Annotated in this window: 17 protein-coding genes; 13 read left to right on the top strand and 4 right to left on the bottom strand. The window is 71.5% G+C overall.

What is annotated here, in order from left to right:
- The first annotated feature begins 16 nt into the window (after positions 1–16).
- Entirely contained in the window at positions 17–1,444 is a 1,428-nt protein-coding gene (argH, locus tag ACTWJ8_RS09510) for an argininosuccinate lyase (protein WP_443263573.1), read from the top strand.
- 84 nt (positions 1,445–1,528) lie between these two features.
- Here the strand turns inward: argH and ACTWJ8_RS09505 are convergent, their stop codons facing one another.
- The gene (locus tag ACTWJ8_RS09505) at positions 1,529–1,798 is read right to left on the bottom strand and encodes a hypothetical protein (RefSeq protein ID WP_356385915.1); all 270 of its coding nucleotides are present in this window, start codon (positions 1,796–1,798) and stop codon (positions 1,529–1,531) included.
- A 167-nt stretch (positions 1,799–1,965) separates the two neighbouring features.
- On the opposite strand from ACTWJ8_RS09505, the gene ACTWJ8_RS09500 reads away from it, so the two are divergent.
- On the top strand, positions 1,966–2,517 hold the full coding sequence (locus tag ACTWJ8_RS09500; protein WP_443263572.1) for a TetR/AcrR family transcriptional regulator: 552 nt from the start codon (positions 1,966–1,968) through the stop codon (positions 2,515–2,517).
- Positions 2,514–4,049: an MFS transporter gene (locus ACTWJ8_RS09495; RefSeq protein ID WP_356385909.1), complete on the top strand. Its 1,536-nt coding sequence runs from the start codon at positions 2,514–2,516 to the stop codon at positions 4,047–4,049. The genes ACTWJ8_RS09500 and ACTWJ8_RS09495 overlap by 4 nt, the downstream gene beginning before the upstream one ends.
- 66 nt (positions 4,050–4,115) lie before the next feature.
- Here ACTWJ8_RS09495 and ACTWJ8_RS09490 read toward each other — a convergent pair whose 3' ends face one another.
- Complete coding sequence (locus ACTWJ8_RS09490) at positions 4,116–4,805, bottom strand: lysophospholipid acyltransferase family protein (protein WP_443263571.1); 690 nt, start codon at positions 4,803–4,805, stop codon at positions 4,116–4,118.
- 262 nt (positions 4,806–5,067) lie between these two features.
- On the opposite strand from ACTWJ8_RS09490, the gene ACTWJ8_RS09485 reads away from it, so the two are divergent.
- The 3 genes from ACTWJ8_RS09485 (at position 5,068) to ACTWJ8_RS09475 (ending at position 7,415) form a co-directional block, all read left to right on the top strand.
- Complete coding sequence (locus ACTWJ8_RS09485; RefSeq protein ID WP_356385903.1) at positions 5,068–6,279, top strand: glycerophosphodiester phosphodiesterase; 1,212 nt, start codon at positions 5,068–5,070, stop codon at positions 6,277–6,279.
- Between the two features lie 74 nt (positions 6,280–6,353).
- Positions 6,354–6,872 (top strand): RNA polymerase sigma factor, encoded by a 519-nt coding sequence (locus ACTWJ8_RS09480; RefSeq protein WP_443263570.1) that lies wholly within the window; start codon positions 6,354–6,356, stop codon positions 6,870–6,872.
- Positions 6,873–6,911: 39 nt separating this feature from the next.
- Complete coding sequence (locus ACTWJ8_RS09475) at positions 6,912–7,415, top strand: GNAT family N-acetyltransferase (protein WP_356385897.1); 504 nt, start codon at positions 6,912–6,914, stop codon at positions 7,413–7,415.
- Between the two features lie 3 nt (positions 7,416–7,418).
- Here the strand turns inward: ACTWJ8_RS09475 and ACTWJ8_RS09470 are convergent, their stop codons facing one another.
- Positions 7,419–7,898, bottom strand: a complete 480-nt coding sequence (locus tag ACTWJ8_RS09470) for a hypothetical protein (protein ID WP_443263569.1) — start codon at positions 7,896–7,898, stop codon at positions 7,419–7,421.
- Positions 7,879–8,238, bottom strand: a complete 360-nt coding sequence (locus ACTWJ8_RS09465; protein WP_266721663.1) for a hypothetical protein — start codon at positions 8,236–8,238, stop codon at positions 7,879–7,881. The genes ACTWJ8_RS09470 and ACTWJ8_RS09465 overlap by 20 nt, the downstream gene beginning before the upstream one ends.
- Positions 8,239–8,309: 71 nt before the next feature.
- Here ACTWJ8_RS09465 and ACTWJ8_RS09460 point away from each other — a divergent pair, with 71 nt between their 5' ends.
- From ACTWJ8_RS09460 to cobT, 7 genes are all read left to right on the top strand, one after another.
- Positions 8,310–8,960, top strand: a complete 651-nt coding sequence (locus tag ACTWJ8_RS09460) for an HAD family hydrolase (protein ID WP_356385891.1) — start codon at positions 8,310–8,312, stop codon at positions 8,958–8,960.
- 417 nt (positions 8,961–9,377) lie between these two features.
- A complete protein-coding gene (locus ACTWJ8_RS09455; protein WP_443263568.1) occupies positions 9,378–10,424 on the top strand; it encodes a methionine ABC transporter ATP-binding protein in 1,047 nt (348 codons plus the stop codon).
- Positions 10,421–11,164, top strand: a complete 744-nt coding sequence (locus ACTWJ8_RS09450; RefSeq protein WP_443263566.1) for a methionine ABC transporter permease — start codon at positions 10,421–10,423, stop codon at positions 11,162–11,164. Before ACTWJ8_RS09455 ends, ACTWJ8_RS09450 begins: the two co-directional genes overlap by 4 nt.
- Before the next feature lie 57 nt (positions 11,165–11,221).
- On the top strand, positions 11,222–12,052 hold the full coding sequence (locus tag ACTWJ8_RS09445; RefSeq protein WP_356385884.1) for a MetQ/NlpA family ABC transporter substrate-binding protein: 831 nt from the start codon (positions 11,222–11,224) through the stop codon (positions 12,050–12,052).
- A 145-nt stretch (positions 12,053–12,197) separates the two neighbouring features.
- Positions 12,198–12,836, top strand: a complete 639-nt coding sequence (locus ACTWJ8_RS09440; protein WP_356385881.1) for a GNAT family N-acetyltransferase — start codon at positions 12,198–12,200, stop codon at positions 12,834–12,836.
- Between the two features lie 120 nt (positions 12,837–12,956).
- The gene (gene cbiE, locus ACTWJ8_RS09435; RefSeq protein WP_443263565.1) at positions 12,957–14,171 is read left to right on the top strand and encodes a precorrin-6y C5,15-methyltransferase (decarboxylating) subunit CbiE; all 1,215 of its coding nucleotides are present in this window, start codon (positions 12,957–12,959) and stop codon (positions 14,169–14,171) included.
- A 374-nt stretch (positions 14,172–14,545) separates the two neighbouring features.
- The gene (cobT, locus tag ACTWJ8_RS09430; RefSeq protein WP_443263564.1) at positions 14,546–17,836 is read left to right on the top strand and encodes a nicotinate-nucleotide--dimethylbenzimidazole phosphoribosyltransferase; all 3,291 of its coding nucleotides are present in this window, start codon (positions 14,546–14,548) and stop codon (positions 17,834–17,836) included.
- Positions 17,837–17,985: the final 149 nt, after the last annotated feature.

The following is a 17,985-nucleotide window of genomic DNA, read 5'->3' as shown; positions in this document are numbered from 1 at the left end:
CCGAGGAGCAGAGCACGTGAGCAGCAACACCGGCGATGTCCGCCTCTGGGGCGGCCGGTTCGCCGACGGCCCAGCCGAGGCCCTGGCGAAACTCTCCGCCTCCGTCCACTTCGACTGGCGCCTCGCCCCCTACGACATCGCGGGTTCGCGTGCCCACGCGCGCGTGCTCAACAAGGCGGGGCTGCTCACCGAGGACGAGCTGACCCGCATGATCGCCGGCCTCGACCAGCTGGAGTCCGACGTCGCGGACGGCTCCTTCGTGGGCACCATCGCCGACGAGGACGTGCACACCGCCCTCGAGCGCGGCCTGCTCGAGCGGCTCGGCCCCGACCTGGGCGGCAAGCTCCGCGCGGGCCGCTCGCGGAACGACCAGGTGGCGACGCTCTTCCGGATGTACCTGCGGGACGAGGCCCGGGTCATCGGCGGCCTCATCGCCGACCTCCAGGAGGCGCTCGTCGGCCTCGCCGAGGCGCACCCCGACACCGCGATGCCGGGTCGTACGCACCTTCAGCACGCCCAGCCGGTGCTCTTCGCGCACCACGTCCTCGCGCACGTCCAGTCCCTGTCCCGGGACGCCGAGCGGCTGCGGCAGTGGGACGAGCGGACGGCCGTCTCGCCGTACGGTTCCGGTGCCCTCGCGGGCAGCAGCCTCGGCCTCGACCCGGAGGCGGTGGCTCGCGACCTCGGCTTCGAGCACGGCAGCTCCGCGAACTCCATCGACGGCACGGCCTCCCGCGACTTCGTCGCCGAGTTCACCTTCATCACCGCGATGATCGGCGTGAACATCTCGCGGATCGCCGAGGAGGTCATCCTCTGGAACACGAAGGAGTTCTCCTTCGTCACGCTCCACGACGCCTTCTCCACCGGCTCGTCGATCATGCCGCAGAAGAAGAACCCGGACATCGCCGAGCTGGCGCGTGGCAAGTCGGGCCGCCTCATCGGCAACCTCACGGGCCTGATGGCGACGCTCAAGGCGCTCCCGCTCGCGTACAACCGCGACCTCCAGGAGGACAAGGAGCCGGTCTTCGACTCCTGCGACCAGCTGCGGCTCCTGCTCCCGGCGTTCACCGGCATGATGGCCACGCTCACGGTCAACCGGGAGCGGATGGAGGAGCTGGCCCCGGCCGGCTTCTCGCTCGCGACCGACATCGCCGAGTGGCTGGTGCGCGAGGGCGTCCCGTTCCGTGTCGCGCACGAGGTCGCGGGCGAGTGCGTCAAGGTCGCCGAGGCGGAGGGCAAGGAACTCGACGAGCTCAGCGACGAGCAGTTCGCCAAGATCTCCGAGCACCTCACGCCCGAGGTCCGCACGGTCCTGAACGTCCCCGGCGCCCTGGCCTCCCGTTCGGGCCGAGGCGGCACGGCGCCGAGCGCGGTCGCCGTCCAGCTCACCGAGGTCAAGCAGGACCTTGCGGTGCAGCGCACCTGGGCCGACGCGAAGAAGTAACCGCGCCCACCCGCCCGTAGCCCGAAGGGCCCGGTTCGTCCATCCGTGGACGGGCCGGGCCCTTCGGCGTATCCGCGTACGGGGTCAGCGGCGGGCCCGCGCCCCGCCGCCGTAGCTCGACAGATCGAGCAGCAGCCCGAAGAGGATGACGACCCAGCCGATACCGCGCACGCCGACCACCGGCGCGTACGCGATGACGTATCCGAGCGTCGTCCACGGCAGCAGGATCAGGCCGATGAGCGGCAGCAGGACGCCGTTGAAGGCACGGTCCACGAGGTTGGTGAACAGCCACGTGATCACCAGGGCGACGCGCGGGCCGATCGCGGCCATCGCGGCGAAGATGCAGCACCCCATGCCGATACCTCCAGAGACTCACTCCGACGTCCCGACAGTCGTAACACTGGGTGAGCGGGCGGGCCACTGGAGAGTTCGGGGGCTCGGGGAGCCGGCAGAGGGGGCGAGGGGGAGACGGTGGCGCCTCCCATGAGACGTCAATGTCTCATTCGGTGTACTCTCGTCTCATGCCAGTCGATCGAGCCCAGGTGCTGCACAGCGCCGCCGCCCTGCTCACCCGCAAGTCCACGGCCACCATGGACGAGGTCGCGCGGGCCGCCGGTATCAGCCGCGCGACCCTGCACCGCCAGTTCGCGAGCCGCGACGCGCTGGTGCGCGCCCTCGAGGAGCTGGGCATCGCCGAGTGCGAGAGCGCGCTCGACCGCGCCCGGCCCGACGAGGGCCCCGCGGCGGACGCGCTGCGCCGCCTCATCCGCGAGATCGAGCCCGCGGCGCCGCTGCTCGCCTTCCTCGTCACCGAGAACCAGCTGTTCGAGGGCGAGCAGCAGCACGAGGGCTGGGCCCGCCTCGACTCCCGCATCGAAGCGCTGTTCCGGCGCGGCCAGGAGACGGGCGAGTTCCGGATCGACCTGACGCCCGCCTGGCTGACCGAGGCGCTCTACGGCCTGATCGGCAGCGGGGCATGGGCGGTGCAGGACGGCCGCGTCGCGGCCAAGGACTTCCAATTCATGATCGTCGAGCTGCTGCTCGGCGGCGCACTACGGAGAGTGGAACCATGACCAGCACACCACAGCGCACTCCTGCGGCGGAGGTGGTGGAGTCCTCGCGTCCCGCGCGGTGGCTCGCCCTCTCCGTCCTCGTGCTGGCCGTGCTGCTCGTCGCCGTCGACGCGACCGTCCTCGGCCTCGCGACCCCGTACATCAGCGAGGACCTCAAGCCGTCCGGCACCCAGCTGCTGTGGATCGGCGACGTCTACTCCTTCGTGATTGCCGGGCTCCTCGTCTCCATGGGCAGCCTCGGCGACCGCATCGGCCGCAAGAAGCTGCTCCTGACGGGAGCGGTCGCGTTCGGCGCGGTGTCCGTGCTCAACGCGTACGCGACGACGCCGGAGCTGATGATCCTGGCGCGCGCCCTGCTGGGTGTCGCGGGCGCGACCCTCATGCCGTCCACGCTGGCCCTGATCCGCAACATCTTCCACGACCCGCGCGAACGGTCCCTCGCCATCGGCATCTGGGGCGCCATGGCCTCCGCGGGCGCGGCGGTCGGCCCGGTCGTCGGCGGCTTCCTGCTCGAACACTTCTGGTGGGGCTCGGTCTTCCTGATCAACCTGCCGGTGATGGCGATCCTGGTCGTCGTCGGAGCGAAGCTCATCCCGGAGTCCAAGAACCCGGTGCCCGGCCCCTGGGACCTGCTGAGCGTGGGCCTGTCGCTCATCGGAATGATCGGTGTCGTCTACGCGGTGAAGGAGGCGGCGGCGCACGGCTTCGGGTGGGGCGTCGCGGCGTCCGCGGTGGTCGGTGCGGCTGCCCTCGGCGGGTTCGTCCGGCGCCAACTGACGCTCGAGACGCCGCTCCTGAACATGCGCTTGTTCCGCAACCGCGGCTTCTCCGGCGCGGTCCTCGCCGACCTGCTGACGATCCTGGGCCTCGCCGGGCTGGTCTTCTTCCTCTCCCAGTTCCTGCAACTGGTGCAGGGGCGTGAGCCGTTCGAGGCGGGCCTCGCCGAACTCCCGGCCGCCATCGGGGCCGTGGCGGCGGGACTCGTCGCCGGCACGGTGGCGCGGCGGTTCTCCGTACGATCCGTGGTCGCGGGCGGGCTCGCGGCGGTGGGCCTCGCCCTGGCGGCGCTCACGACGCTCAGCCAGTCGACCGGGTATCCGCTGCTCGGGACGGTGCTGCTCGTGGTCGGCGTCGGCGCGGGCTTCTCGTTCACCGTCACGGCGGACGTGATCCTGTCCAGCGTGCCGAAGGAGCAGGCGGGCGCGGCGTCGGCGGTGTCCGAGACGGCGTACGAACTCGGTACGGCGCTGGGCATCGCGCTGCTCGGGTCGATCGTGACGGGCGTGTACGGCGGTTTCACGGTGCCGGCGGGCACGCCGGACGAGGTCGCGGTCGCGGCGCACGATTCGCTCGGCGGGGCGGTGGAGGCGGCGTCCGCGCTGCCGCGGGGGCAGGCGGAAGCCCTCCTGGCCGGCGCCCAGTCGGCCTTCGTGGACGGCCTCCAGGTGGCGGCGGGGGTCGGAGCGGTGGTGCTTCTTGCTACGTCGGTGGTGGCGTGGGTGTTGCTGCGGGGGCAGCGGTTGGAGCAGTAGTGCCCGGGGGCGGATGGGGCGCGGCGGGCGCCGGTATGCGCCGCCGCGCCCCCACCTCCGGGGGCTCTACGCCGCCTTCGCCTTCGACGCGTACATGTCCACGTACTCCTGCCCCGACAACCGCATGACCTCCGCCATCACGGAATCCGTCACGGCCCGCAGAACGTACCGGTCGCGGCCCATCCCGTCGTAGCGGGAGAACTCCATCGGCTCGCCGAAGCGCACCGTCACCCGTCCGGGCCGCGGCATCCCCGCGCCGCCCGGCTGCAGCTTGTCCGTGCCGATCATCGCGAAGGGGACGACGGGCGCGCCCGTCATCAGCGTCAGCCGGGCGATCCCGGTCCGGCCGCGGTACAGCCGGCCGTCGGGGGAGCGGGTGCCCTCCGGGTAGATCCCGAAGATGTTGCCCTCCTCGAGGATCCGACGGCCCGTCATGAGCGCGGCCACGCCCCCGTTCGCCCCGTCGCGGTCGACCGGGATCATGCCGACCCCGGTGAAGAACCACGCCATGAGGCGGCCCTTGAGGGACTTCCCGGTGACGTACTCGTCCTTGCCGATGAAGTAGACCTGCCGGTCGCAGACGAGCGGCAGGATCATCGAGTCGATGAACGTCAGGTGGTTGCCCGCCAGAATGACGGGGCCGTTCCCCGGAATGTTCTCAGCGCCTTCCACACGTGGGCGGAACATCAGGCGCATGATCGGACCGAGCACTGCCTTGATGAGCGCGAAGCGGGACAACGAGCCCTCCGATGTCAAGGAATGGGTGAAGGAGCGTACTGACGAGTCTGTGCAGGTGAGGACGATACTCGCGCCCGGGTACCCGTTGCACATCGGGTTCACCGACTGGATACGCCGAGTTGACCGAAGTTTTCGCCCCGTTGATGTGTTCGCAACGCCCAGACGCCACGCCGCATCACCCTGCCGTTCCGTCCGAGGTCTCCCACTCGTCACTCGCCCACCCCTACGATCGAGCTCGCTTTGACAGGTGCAAGGCAGTACTTGGTGGGAGGAGTGCTCCATGGGGAACAAGGGGAACGAGAAGTCACAGGTCGCGCAGGGCGCGCAGCAGCCCCGCGGCACCGGAGGGTTCGGCCGGCGCTCGCTGATCGGCGCCGCAGTCCTCGGCGCGGGCGCGACGGCCCTCGGCGGGGCCGGAACCGCAAGAGCCGCCGGCAGGGAAAGTGGCGCGAATAACACCGGCCGCGGCCTCGCGGGCCTCCCTGTGCCCACGGTCATCGCGCACCGGGGCACCAGCGGCTACCGGCCGGAGCACACCCTCGGCTCGTACCAGCTGGCTCTCGACATGGGCGCGCACATCATCGAGGCGGGCGACCTCTGTCCGACCAAGGACGGGCATCTCGTCTGCCGTCACGAGCCGGAGATCGGCGGCACGACCAATGTGTCCGAGCACCCCGAGTTCGCCGACCGCAAGAAGACGAAGAGCCTCGACGGGGTGGCGACCACCGGCTGGTTCACCGAGGACTTCACGCTCGCCGAGCTGAAGACGCTGCGCGCCAAGGAGCGCATCCCCGGCACCCGCCAGCACAACACGATCTACGACGGCCGCTGGGAGGTGCCCACCTTCGAGGAGGTCCTTCGCTGGCGCGCCGAGCAGAGCAGGAAGCTGGGCCGCGAGGTGTGGATCTACCCCGAGCTCAAGCACCCCACGTACTTCCGCAAGCAGAACCTCGCCCTGGAGGAGCGCCTCGCCAAGGTGCTGCGCGCCCACGGCCTGCACCGCAAGAACTCGCCCGTCATCATCCAGTCGTTCGAGCCGACGAGCATCCAGCGCATGAACAAGCTGGTCGACAACCCGCTCGCGGTGCTGCTCTCCACGGCGAAGTCCCGCCCGTACGACTTCGTGGACAGCGGCGACCCGCGCACCGTCGCCGACCTGATCACGCCGAAGGGCCTCGCGGAGATCGCGTCGTACGCGAACGGCATCGGCCCGACGCTCGACCTGATCATCCCGAAGGACGCGAACGGCAAGCTGCTCGAGCCCACCACCCTGGTGCGGGACGCGCACAAGGCGGGCCTCGTGCTGCACCCGTACACGATGCGCAACGAGAACACCTTCCTGCCGGCCGACTTCAAGAAGGGCACGGACCCGAACGCGTACGGCGACGCGTTCGGCGCCTTCAAGGCGTACTACGAGACCGGCATCGACGGCATCTTCTCCGACAACTGCGACACGGCGCTCCTCGCCCGCGAGGACTTCGTCAACGGGTGATCCCCGGGCGCCGATTGGAGTGAGACGAGGCCGCCCCGGCAACCGGTCGCAGGGGCGGCCTCGTCGCGCAGTGCATGACGTACGACTCCGTGATCGCGTCCCTGCGCCCCCTCCTCGCCGCCGAGGTCCGCGCCGAACTGCCGAGCGCCGCCGCAGACCCCGGCGACCTCGAACAGGCGGTCTGGGTGCGCCTGCTCGAGCACCTGCGCACCGAGGGCCCGCCGGCGGAGCCCGCCGCCTGGCTCCGCCGCGCCGTCCGCGCGGAGGCCCGCCTCCAACGGCGTACCGCGCTGCGAGAACTTCCGTACGGGCTCGAACCCGCCGCCGACCCGGACGCCGTGGACCCCGAGCGCCGGGTGCTCATCGGTGAGCGGGACCGGGCGCTGCGCAGCGCCGTGCGCCGGCTGCCGGGACGCTGCCCCCGGCTCCTCGGTGCGCTCTTCTCCCCGCACGACCTGACGTACCGGGAAATCGCGGGCGAGTTGGGTATGTCACAGGGCAGTCTTGGGCCGGAACGTTCCAGATGTCTGGGTTGCCTGCGCAGAATCCTGCCCTCCGAGGTTGCGCTCACGGCCCGCCGGGGAAAAGGGTGAAGGACAACCGGCGAACAGGTGAGCGGGAGGCATGCACACATGGGCATGAGCGTGACCATCTCTGCGGCGACCGAAGCGGATGCCGAGCAGATTCTGAAGCTGCAGTACCTCTGCTACCAGAGCGAGGCGCAGCTCTACGGGGACTACTCGATCGAACCGCTCACTCAGACCCTGGCCTCGATCAGGGCCGAGCTCGACGGCGGCACGGTGCTCGTCGCCCGGCTCGGCGACGAGGTGGTGGCGTCCGTGCGCGGCACCGTCGACGCCGACGGCACGGCGCACATCAACAAGCTGATCGTGCACCCCCGGATGCAGCGCCACGGCCTGGGCGGCCGGCTGCTCGCCGCCGTGGAGACCGCCCTCGGCGCGGCGGGCACCGCCAAGCGCTACCAGCTGTTCACCGGCCACCGCAGCGACCACAACCTGCGCCTGTACCGCCAGCACGGCTACGCGCCGGTGTCGACCGAGCGCGTCGACGACCGGCTCACCGTGGTGACGCTGGCCAAGGACATCGAGGCGAAGGCCTTCGCGGCGAGCGCCTGACGGTCAGCCCTCCGGCTGCTGCCGCTGCAGCACGCCCTTGCGCAGCCAGTACATGGCGCTCAGCGGCAGCAGGATCGGGATGAAGAGATAGCCGACGCCGAAGTCCGACCACACGGTCGCGTCCGGGAACGCGGACGGCTCCACCAGCGTCCACGTACCGACGATCAGCACGCCCGCCAGCTCAAGGCCGCAGCACACGAACGCGGCCCGCCGCGCCGTGTCGCCGCCGCGCACTAGCGAGTACGTGATGAAGGCGTACACGAGCCCCGCCACCGCCGACAGCGTGTACGCGAGCGGCGCCTTGTCGAACTCGGTGGAGATCTGCACGGCCGAGCGGGACACGGCCCCGACCACCATCACGCCGTACAGCCAGACGAGCAGCATGCCCGGGCCGCTGATGAGGCGGCGGCGCTTCTTGTCGGTCCCCGGCTTCTCGTTCTTCTCCGGTGCGGCCACGGCCACCTCAGCCTCCCCAGATGTCAAAGAGCCGTACTTCGAGCACGGCAAGGACGACGCCGCCCGCGGCGACCGTCACCGAACCCCAGCGGGTGCGCTCGGCCAGCGACATGAAGCCCGCCGCCGGCACGCACGCGAACGCGCCGATCAGATACGCGACGAAGATCGTCGTGCCCTGGTCCGGCTTCTCGCCCCGCGCGAGCTGCACGATCCCGACCACCAGCTGCACCAGCGCGAGCACCGACACCACGGCCATGCCGATGAAGTGCCAGTCCTTGGTCGGCTGGTCGCGATAGGCGGCGAAGCCGCACCAGGCCGCGAGCGCCAGCGCGGCGAGACCCGTCACCAGGGTCAGGACATCAAGCATGGCCGTGAGCCTATTACGGGCCAAAAGACCCGATGCGCTCGGCCCCGGGGTCGCCCTTAGCCTTGGGACACATGAAGATCACCGCTGACGCCCTGCTGTTCGACAACGACGGAACGCTGCTCTCGTCCATGGAGTCGGTGTACCGCTGCTGGACCCGCTGGGCCGAGGAGTACGGGATCACCGCCGAGGACTTCGCCGCCGTGGAGCTGCACGGCCGCCCTGCCGCCGAGATCGCCGCCGACCTGCTGCCCGCCGAGAAGGTGGCCGAGGCAGTGGCCCGTATCGAGGAGCTCGAGGTCGAGGACGTGCCCAACGGCGGCACTCACGTCCTGCCCGGCACGAAGGAGCTGGTCGATTCGCTGCCCGACGGGCGCTGGGCCGTCGTCACCTCCGCCACCCGGCGGCTCGCGGAGGCCAGGCTCGCGGCCGTCGGCATCGAGCCGCCGCTGCTGATCGCCGCCGACGACATCACGCGCGGCAAGCCCGACCCCGAGCCGTTCCTGCTCGCCGCCGAGAAGCTGGGCGTCGACCCGGCCCGCTGCGTCGTCTTCGAGGACGCCCCCGCCGGTCTCACGGCGGGTCACGCGGGCGGCATGAGGACCGTGGCGTTGACCACAACGCACGAGGCGGGGGAGCTGGTGGCGGACGTCGTGGTGAAGGACCTCTCCGCCGTGTCCGCGCAGGTCACGGACGCGGGCGTGGAGATCGTCGCCACGCCCTGAGCGGGCGAGGACCAGGGGCCCGCGCTGTCCGAATAGCGGACAGCGGGGCTCTGCCGCGTCCTCACGTCTGCTTTACTTGCCGACATGACCACGACGAGCAGCCGCACCCTTGCGACCGAGGCGACCATGACGCCCGGTGCTGCTTGTATGTGTCGAATGTGCGCCTTCTGAGGGCCCCCACCACGCCTGTTCTCGCGCCCCGAAGCGAGACCCGCGCGCCCTGTTCCGTAGGGAGTGACTCCGCAGGGAGAAACAGTCCGCCTACGTGACCGGGCCTGCCCCGCGCACAGCTTCTCCTCACGGGTTCACCCGCCTCTGCGAGACCTGTCGCGCGCCCGGAAACTTCGCAAGTTCCCGACCGAATGCCCCGTGCCCGGCGCCACCCGCGCCGCGCACTCGACAGCTACGGAAACCCACGTGATCACCACTCAGGGCCTCACCAAGGTCTACCGCTCGCGCGGCCGCGAGGTCACCGCCCTCGACGGCGTCGATCTGCACGTGCGCGAAGGCGAGGTGTACGGCGTCATCGGCCAGTCGGGCGCCGGCAAGTCCTCGCTGATCCGCTGCGTCAACCTCCTGGAGCGTCCCACCTCCGGCACCGTGACGGTGGCGGGCCAGGACCTCACCGCCCTCGCCGGGCGCGGACCCCGCGCAGGCAAGGAGCTGCGCGAGGCGCGCAGCCGGATCGGCATGGTCTTCCAGCACTTCAACCTGCTGTCCTCGCGGACCGTGCAGGACAACATCGAGCTGCCGCTCGAAATCCTCGGAAAGTCGGGGAAGGAACGTTCCACCAAGGCGCTGGAACTGCTCGACCTCGTCGGCCTCGCCGACAAGGCCAAGTCCTACCCCGCGCAGCTCTCCGGCGGCCAGAAGCAGCGCGTCGGCATCGCCCGCGCCCTCGCCGGCGACCCGAAGGTGCTGCTCTCCGACGAGGCGACCTCCGCCCTCGACCCGGAGACCACCCGCTCGATCCTCCAGCTGCTCCGCGACCTCAACCGGCAGCTCGGCCTGACCGTCCTCCTCATCACCCACGAGATGGACGTCGTCAAGACCGTCTGCGACTCCGCCGCCCTCATGGAGCGCGGCCGGATCGTCGAGTCCGGCACCGTCAGCGAACTCCTCGCGACGCCGGGCTCCGAGCTCGCCTCCGCGCTCTTCCCCGTCAGCGGCGAGGCCGCGGGCCCCGACCGCACCGTCATCGACGTCACCTTCCACGGCGAGTCGACGACCCAGCCGGTCATCTCGCAGCTCTCCCGCACCTACAACGTCGACATCTCGATCCTCGGCGCCGCGATGGACACCGTCGCGGGCAAGCAGGTCGGCCGCATGCGCATCGAACTGCCCGGCGGCTACGACGAGAACGTGGTCCCGATCGGCTTCCTGCGCGAGCAGGGCCTCCAGGTCGAGATCCAGGGCCGCCAGGCCGAGACGCCCGTGCTGCAGAAGGAAGGTGTCAGCAAGTGACCTGGTCGGAGATGCAGCCGCTGCTGTCCCAGGCGTGTTGGGACACGCTCTACATGGTCGGCTGGTCCACGCTGATCGCCGTCGTCGGCGGACTCCCGCTCGGCGTCCTGCTCGTCCTCACGGACCGGGGCGGACTGCTCCAGAACGCGTTCGTGAACAAGGTCATCGGGCAGATCGTGAACATCGTCCGCTCGATGCCCTTCATCATCCTGATGGTCGCCCTCATGGGCTTCACGCGCGCCGTCGTCGGCACCACCATCGGCCGCGACGCCGCGATCGTGCCGCTCGCCATCGGCGCCATCCCGTTCTTCGCGCGGCTCGTCGAGACGTCCGTGCGCGAGGTCGACCACGGCCTCGTCGAGGCCGTGCAGTCGATGGGCGGCAACACCTGGACCGTCGTGCGCAAGGTCCTGGTGCCCGAGTCGCTGCCCTCGCTGATCTCGGCGACCACCACGACGATCGTCGCGATCATCGGCTACACCGCCATGGCGGGCACCGTCGGCGCCGGCGGCCTCGGCGACCTCGCCATCCGCTACGGCTACCAGCGGTTCGAGACCAGCATGATGTGGACGATCGTGGCGATCCTCGCCGTCGTCATCGCCGTCATCCAGTTCGCGGGCGACAGCGGTGCCCGCGTCCTGCACCGCCGCGCGGGCAAGGGCGGAGACCCGATCCGCTTCCGCGCGCTCCTCGGCTTCCTGCCCGGCGGCCCCGCCGCCGCGGACGCCAAGACCCGCTGACCCCCGAACTCCCGCCCCACCAAGCGGGTTGCACCACGATGGAGAAAGGCACTTTTCGTGCGTAACACCACCAAGATCACCGCAGCTGTCCTCGCCACCGGCGCCCTCACCCTGGGCCTCACGGCCTGCGGCAGCGACAAGGCCGACACCAAGGCCAAGGCCTCCGACCCGCTGGTCGTCGCCGCGACTCCCGTCCCGCACGCCGAGATCCTCGACTACATCAAGAAGGACCTCGCGCCGAAGGAGGGCCTCAAGCTCGAGGTCAAGGAGTTCACGGACTACGTCACGCCGAACAACGCCACCGAGGACGGTTCGGTCGACGCCAACTACTTCCAGACGACGCCGTACCTGAACGACTTCAACAAGAAGAACGGCACGCACCTCAAGTCGGTCGCCACCGTCCACCTGGAGCCGCTCGGCCTGTACTCGCAGAAGGCCAAGAAGCTCGACGGCATCAAGAAGGGCGGTACCGTCGCCCTCCCGAACGACGCCGACAACGAGAGCCGCGCCCTGCGCTTCCTCGCCGCGAACGACCTCATCACCCTCAAGAAGGGCTCCGAGGCCACCGCAACCCCGCAGGACGTCGCCAAGAACCCGAAGAACCTCCAGTTCAAGGAGGTCGAGGCGGCGCAGACCCCGCGCTCCCTCAAGGACGTCGACGCCGCGGTGATCAACGGCAACTACGCCATCGGTGCCAAGCTCAACCCCGCCAAGGACGCCCTCGCCCTGGAGTCCACCAAGAACAACGAGTACAACAACGTGCTCGCCGTCAAGGACGGCAACCAGGACGACCCGCGCGTCAAGAAGCTCGCCAAGCTCCTCACCTCGCCCGAGGTCAAGAAGTTCATCGACGACAAGTACAAGGGCTCGGTGCTCCCCTCCTTCTGAGGGGCCGTCCGCGCTCTCCCATGGGGGCCGCACCCGGCAACAGGGGCGGCCCCATGTGCAGTTACGTGCCTTCATGCTGCATGCTGGGCACTTCACCAGGCCGACACGAAGGTAGAAGGCCAACGAAGGTTACGGAGAGCGGCGCATGACGAACACCTTCCCGGAAGTCTCCATCAGCACGGAGCGCCTGGTGCTGCGACCGCTCGACGAGGACGACGTACCGGCGCTCGCGGAGATGATGAACGACGAGCTGGTCGCCGCCTGGACCTCGGTGCCCCAGCCGTTCACCGAGGAAGGTGCCCGGGGCTGGATCTGCGAGGACGCGCCCAAGGAGCGGGAGGCCGGCACCGGACTCACCCTCGCCATCACGGAGTTCCTCACCCAGCGCCTCGTCGGCGTCCTCCAACTGTCCAAGGCCAACTGGCACGTGCGGTCCACCGAACTCTCCTACATCGTCGCCCCCTGGGCCCGCGGCGAGGGCTACGCCTCGGAGGCCGCGCTCGCCGCCGCCCAGTGGCTCTTCCGCGACCAGCGCCTGGAGCGCATCGAGTTGCGCACCGCCGCCGACAACACCGCGTCCCAGCAGGTCGCCCAGAAGATCGGCTGCATCAGCGAGGGCGTCCTGCGCAACGCCTGCATAGCACGCACCCGCACCGAGGACGGCGGCCTCGCCGAGGTCCGCACGGACTTCATCGTGTGGAGCCTGCTGCCCGAGGACCTGGAGGGCGTCACCGAGCAACTGGCCGAGGCCGGGGGTTTCACCGCCTTCTCCGACTGGAACTGACCCCACGGGCGACCCGAAGGGCGGTTGGGTACGCTCACGGTGCCCCGTCCCGGGCGGCGCACCGACCTCAGTGCCGCATGGGCACGTACGTACCCGAGCACACCCAGGAGACTGACGACGATGGCCGACCGGGTCACGGTGATCGGCTGGGACGGTTCGCCGCTGACGGACGCGGCCCGCTCAGCACTCGGCGCGGCCACCCTCGTGGCGGGCGCCGCCCACCACCTGGCGCTGCCCGAGGTGCCCGCACAGGCCGAGCGCGTCCGGCTCGGCAGCGTGGCCCTCGCCGCCCGCCGCATCGCGGGCCACCGCGGCACGGCCGTCGTGCTCGCGGACGGCGACCCCGGCTTCTTCGGCGTCGTCCGCACCCTGCGCGCACCCCAGTACGGCCTTGAGGTCGAGGTCGTGCCCGCCGTCTCCTCCGTCGCCCAGGCGTTCGCCCGAGCAGGCATGCCCTGGGACGACGCACAGGTGGTCGTCGCACACCGCCGCACCCTGCGACGCGCGGTGAATGTGTGCCGCGCCCACACCAAGGTCGCGGTTCTTACGTCGCCGGGCGCCGGCCCCGCCGAACTCGGCCTGCTCCTCGAAGGCGTCCACCGCACCTTCGTCATCTGCGAGGAACTCGGCACCGACCGCGAGCAGGTCTCCGTCGTCACCTCCGACAAGGCCGCCGACCACGCCTGGCGCGACCCCAACGTCGTCATCGTCATCGGGGGCCCCGTCACCGGCGCCCCGGAGAACGGCAACTGGCTGGCGGGCGGCGACCCCGACGCGGGCCCGCGCGGCTGGGCACTGCCCACCGAGGAGTACGCGGGACCCTTCGGCGAGGGCGAGACCGAACAACTGCGCGCGGCCCAACTCGCCCGGCTGGGGCCGCGGACGGGCGACCTCGTGTGGGACATCGGCTGCGGCAGCGGCGCGTTCACCACCGAGGCCGGGCGGTTCGGCGCCGCCGTCATCGCCGTCGACCGGGACGCCGACGCCTGCGCCCGCACCCTCGCCGTGGCCCGCCGCTTCGGCGTCCAGGCGCAGATCGTGCACGGCACGGCCCCGCACGCCCTGGAAGACCTCCCCGAGCCCGATGTCGTACGCGTCGGGGGCGGGGGAGCGGCCGTCGTGTCCGCCGTCGCCGACCGGCGCCCCGCGCGGATCGTCACGCACGCCGCGACACGCGACGACGCCGAGCTCATCGGCCGGGACCTCACCGAGCACGGCTACGACGTCGAGTGCGCCCTCCTGCAATCCGTCGAACTGGACACTCGCGCCTGGACGGAGAAGGAGCGGACCGTCGGCTTCCTGCTGTCCGGAAGGCTCCAGGAACGCCACCCGTGACCTGACGGCGCGCCGCGCGCGGTAGGCTGGCCGATCGTTGTACCGCACCGCGACGTCGGGTCCTTCGTACGCCAATGTCCGGAAAACGCACCAGTCTTGGGGCGTGTGTGGTACGGCAGCGACCGGTGGACGCGCAACGTGGCGCAGTCCACAGAAGGCCATGGTCGAACTACGTTCCGTGGCCGCGGTCCGACCGGGACAATGCCTGTTGTCCGGGGCGGTTCGTGCCGCGCGGCGCGTGTGCTCGTTGTCCCCTGTGGGCGGTCCACGCGTCGCTCCGGGTAGCGAAACAGTGAATTGTGAAGGTGCTCGCAGTTCCGGCGGACGGCCGGGGGCGGCCAGGAAAGTTCTCATTCGATGGGCGAGGGGTAGGCATGACCGACACCGGTCGGGTTCCGGGCGAAGGGCTGCCGGAGGACGCAGGCACGGCGGAGCAGCCGGGCGTTCCCGCACCCGGCGCGTACACCTACCTCGATCAGCCCGAAGGCGCGGCCGAGGAGGACGAGATCCTTCTGATGCCCGGGGCGCAGGGCGCCTGGGGCCAGCCGCAGCACGGCATGGACCACAGCCAGGGGCAGGGCCAGCCGTACGAGCAGCAGCACGAGCAGTACGCGCAGGCCCAGGCCGCGCAGGCCGCCCAGGCACAGGCGCAGGCCCAGGCCGCCCGGCGTCCGCTGCACATGGGCCCGGCCGTTCCGGAGACCGGCACGGGACCGGTGCGCTCGCTCGCCGACCGCGGCCCCGCGCAGCACACCCCGCCGCCGGCCCGCCAGTCCGGCCCGCCGACGACGGGACCCGAGTACCTCGACATCCCGCCGCAGGGCGCCGCCCCGTGGGAGCCCGCGCAGGCGCAGCAGACAGCAGAAACGGTCGCTCCGCAGTACGCGCAGCCCGAAGCGCCCGCCCACGCGCAGGAGTTCGCCTACGCGGGCCAGGCCCCGTACGCGGGCCACGAGCAAGCCGCGGGCGGCCACGAGCACCCGCAGCAGCCGCTCGACGCGCAGTACGCGGAGCAGTCCCTCGGCCAGGCCGACCAGACCCTCGGCCAGTTCGTCCCGGTCGACGGCATCGTTCCCACGACCCCGCACCTGGCCCCGACCCCGCCGCAGGCGATGGTGGTCCCGCCGCTTCCGGAGGAGACGGCCGAGCAGGCCGGGCAGCAGGACTTCCCGGAGCAGCAGGTCGCCGATGTTCCGCAGGGCGGCGTCGAGGAGCAGGGCGTTCCGGCCCAGCAGGAGCCGGTCGCCGTTCCCGAGGAGGCGCACACCGGGCAGCAGGCCGTGGCTCAGGAGCCGGTGGCCGAGCAGCCGGTGGCCGAGCAGCAGGTCCCGGAGCAGCCGCAGGCCGTCGTCGAGGACCGGAGCCTCGCCGGTCAGGCGCCCGTCGAGCAGTCCGTGCCCGTCGAGCAGCCCGCGCCCGTGCAGCCCGCCGAGGTCGCGCCGCAGGCCGAGCCCGTCCAGCAGGACGCGGCCCCGGTGGCCCCCGCGCCCGAGGCCCCCGCGCCCGAGGCCCCCGCGCAGGAGGCCGAGCCCGCCCCGCAGCCCGTGGCCGCTCAGCAGCCCGAGGTTCCGCAGGAGCCCGCGCCGCAGCAGCCCGAGGCCGAGCAGCAGGTCGTCGCGGACGAGCACGTGGCCCCCGAGCAGCAGCCCGAGGCCGTCCAGGCACCCGCCACCCAGCCGGTGGAGCCCGAGCCCGAGGCCGTCGACGTCCACCAGGACGCCGCCACCGTCCCCGCCCCGCGCGAGGGCGACTCCGGCGCCGTGCTCGTGATCGAGGACGCCGAGGACGAGGAGCCCGCGGAGCAGACCGTCGCCCCCGCCGAGCTGACGGGCGAACCCGAACACCTGTCCCCGGAAGCCGAGGCCGAGACCGCGCCGGAGCCCGCCCCGCAGCCGGAAGCGGCGCCGGAGCCGGAGGCCGCCGCGGAGCCGACCCCCGCCGCCCCCGCCTACGACGACCCCGAGCGCGAGGCCGTCCTGCGCGTGATGCGCGAGCGCCGCGACATCCGCAACGGCTTCCGCAGCGACCCCATCCCGCACGAGGTGCTGCTGCGCGTCCTGGAGGCGGCCCACACCGCGCCGTCCGTGGGCCACTCGCAGCCCTGGGACTTCGTGGTCATCCGCTCCGCGGACACCCGCCGCGCGATGCACGAACTGGCCATGCGCCAAAAGGACGCGTACGCCAAGTCGCTCCCCAAGGGCCGCGCGAAGCAGTTCAAGGAACTGAAGATCGAGGCCATCCTCGACACCCCGGTCAACATCGTGGTGACCGCCGACCCGACCCGCGGCGGCCGCCACACCCTGGGCCGCCACACGCAGCCGCAGATGGCCCCGTACTCCTCCGCGCTCGCGGTCGAGAACCTGTGGCTCGCGGCCCGCGCCGAGGGCCTCGGCGTCGGCTGGGTCAGCTTCTTCGACGAGCGCGAGATGGTCCGCTCCCTCGGCCTCCCCGAGCACCTGGAGGTCGTCGCGTACCTCTGCGTCGGCTACGTCGACGAGTTCCCGGAGGAGCCGGAGCTGATGCAGGCCGGCTGGTCCAAGCGCCGCCCGCTGTCGTGGGTCGTGCACGAGGAGACGTACGGCCGCCGCGCCCTGCCCGGCGAGGACCCGCACGACCTGCTCGCGGAGACCGTCGCCAACATCCGCCCGCTGGACGCCAAGGCGCTCGGCGAGGCGTGGGAGCGGCAGAAGCGGATGACGAAGCCCGCGGGCGCGCTCGGCATGCTGGAGATCATCGCCGCTCAGCTGTCCGGTCTGTCCCGCGTCTCGCCGCCGCCGATCCCGGAGCCCGCGGCCGTCGCGATCTTCGCGGGCGACCACGGCGTGCACGCCCAGGGCGTCACCCCCTGGCCCCAGGAGGTCACCGGCCAGATGGTCGCGAACTTCCTGGGCGGCGGCGCGGTCTGCAACGCGTTCGCGAACCAGGTCGGCGCCGAGGTCTGCGTCGTCGACGTGGGCGTCGCCGGCGAACTCCCGGCCACCCCTGGCCTGCTGCCCCGCAAGGTCCGCGCGGGCACCGCCGACATGACGACCGGCCCCGCCCTGACCCGCGAAGAGGTCAAGGAGGCCATCGAGGTCGGCATCGAGACCGCCCGCGACCTCGTGGCGGCGGGCAACAAGGCGCTCCTGACCGGCGAGATGGGCATCGCGAACACCACCGCGTCCGCCGCCCTGATCTCCGTCTACACCGAGGCCGACCCCTCCGAGGTCACCGGCCGCGGCACCGGCATCAACGACGAGACGCACGCCCGCAAGGTCGAGATCGTGCGCCGCGCCCTCGACGTGCACCAGCCGGACCCGGCCGACCCGATCGGCGTCCTCGCGGCGGTCGGCGGCCTGGAGCACGCGGCCATGGTTGGCCTGCTGCTCGGCGGCGCCTCGCTGCGCACGCCGGTGATCCTCGACGGCGTCAGCGCCGGAGCGGCCGCCCTGGTCGCGCGCGCCATCGCCCCCGAGGTCCTCGCGGCCTGCATCGCGGGCCACCGCAGCGCCGAGCCCGGCCACGTCGCCGCGCTCAACAAGCTGGGCCTGCGCCCGCTGGTCGACCTCGACCTGCGCCTCGGCGAGGGCACGGGCGCGCTCCTGGCGCTCCCGATCGTCCAGAGCGCGGCGCGGGCGATGCACGAGGTCGCGACGTTCGACTCGGCGGGCGTGACAGAGAAGTAACCTCCGCGCACCATCGCCGGAGGGGCTTGATCCGCAAGCCCCTCCGGCGACTGATGAGCGGGGGTCCGGAGGGCGGAGCCCCCGGTTCGTGAAACATCCCCGTCACGCCCACGACGTACGCTCACACCCACAAGCACCCGCACGCCAGA

The organism is Streptomyces sp. SDT5-1 (genome assembly GCF_052245995.1).
In the GTDB taxonomy this organism is placed as follows: Bacteria; Actinomycetota; Actinomycetes; order Streptomycetales; family Streptomycetaceae; genus Streptomyces.
The sequence above is the reverse complement of the archived record's forward strand: the minus strand, read 5'-3'. Positions and strand labels throughout refer to the sequence as shown.

Bases quoted from the DNA above. Each gene is read 5' to 3' on its own strand.
- ACTWJ8_RS09465 (WP_266721663.1), bottom strand. From the start codon at position 8,238: ATGCTTGATGTCCTGACCCTGGTGACGGGTCTCGCCGCGCTGGCGCTC.
- ACTWJ8_RS09505 (WP_356385915.1), bottom strand. From the start codon at position 1,798: ATGGGGTGCTGCATCTTCGCCGCGATGGCCGCGATCGGCCCGCGCGTC.
- ACTWJ8_RS09495 (WP_356385909.1), top strand. From the start codon at position 2,514: ATGACCAGCACACCACAGCGCACTCCTGCGGCGGAGGTGGTGGAGTCC.
- cbiE (WP_443263565.1), top strand. From the start codon at position 12,957: ATGGCCGACCGGGTCACGGTGATCGGCTGGGACGGTTCGCCGCTGACG.
- ACTWJ8_RS09500 (WP_443263572.1), top strand. From the start codon at position 1,966: ATGCCAGTCGATCGAGCCCAGGTGCTGCACAGCGCCGCCGCCCTGCTC.
- ACTWJ8_RS09475 (WP_356385897.1), top strand. From the start codon at position 6,912: ATGGGCATGAGCGTGACCATCTCTGCGGCGACCGAAGCGGATGCCGAG.
- ACTWJ8_RS09440 (WP_356385881.1), top strand. From the start codon at position 12,198: ATGACGAACACCTTCCCGGAAGTCTCCATCAGCACGGAGCGCCTGGTG.
- cobT (WP_443263564.1), top strand. From the start codon at position 14,546: ATGACCGACACCGGTCGGGTTCCGGGCGAAGGGCTGCCGGAGGACGCA.
- ACTWJ8_RS09480 (WP_443263570.1), top strand. From the start codon at position 6,354: ATGACGTACGACTCCGTGATCGCGTCCCTGCGCCCCCTCCTCGCCGCC.
- ACTWJ8_RS09460 (WP_356385891.1), top strand. From the start codon at position 8,310: ATGAAGATCACCGCTGACGCCCTGCTGTTCGACAACGACGGAACGCTG.
- ACTWJ8_RS09485 (WP_356385903.1), top strand. From the start codon at position 5,068: ATGGGGAACAAGGGGAACGAGAAGTCACAGGTCGCGCAGGGCGCGCAG.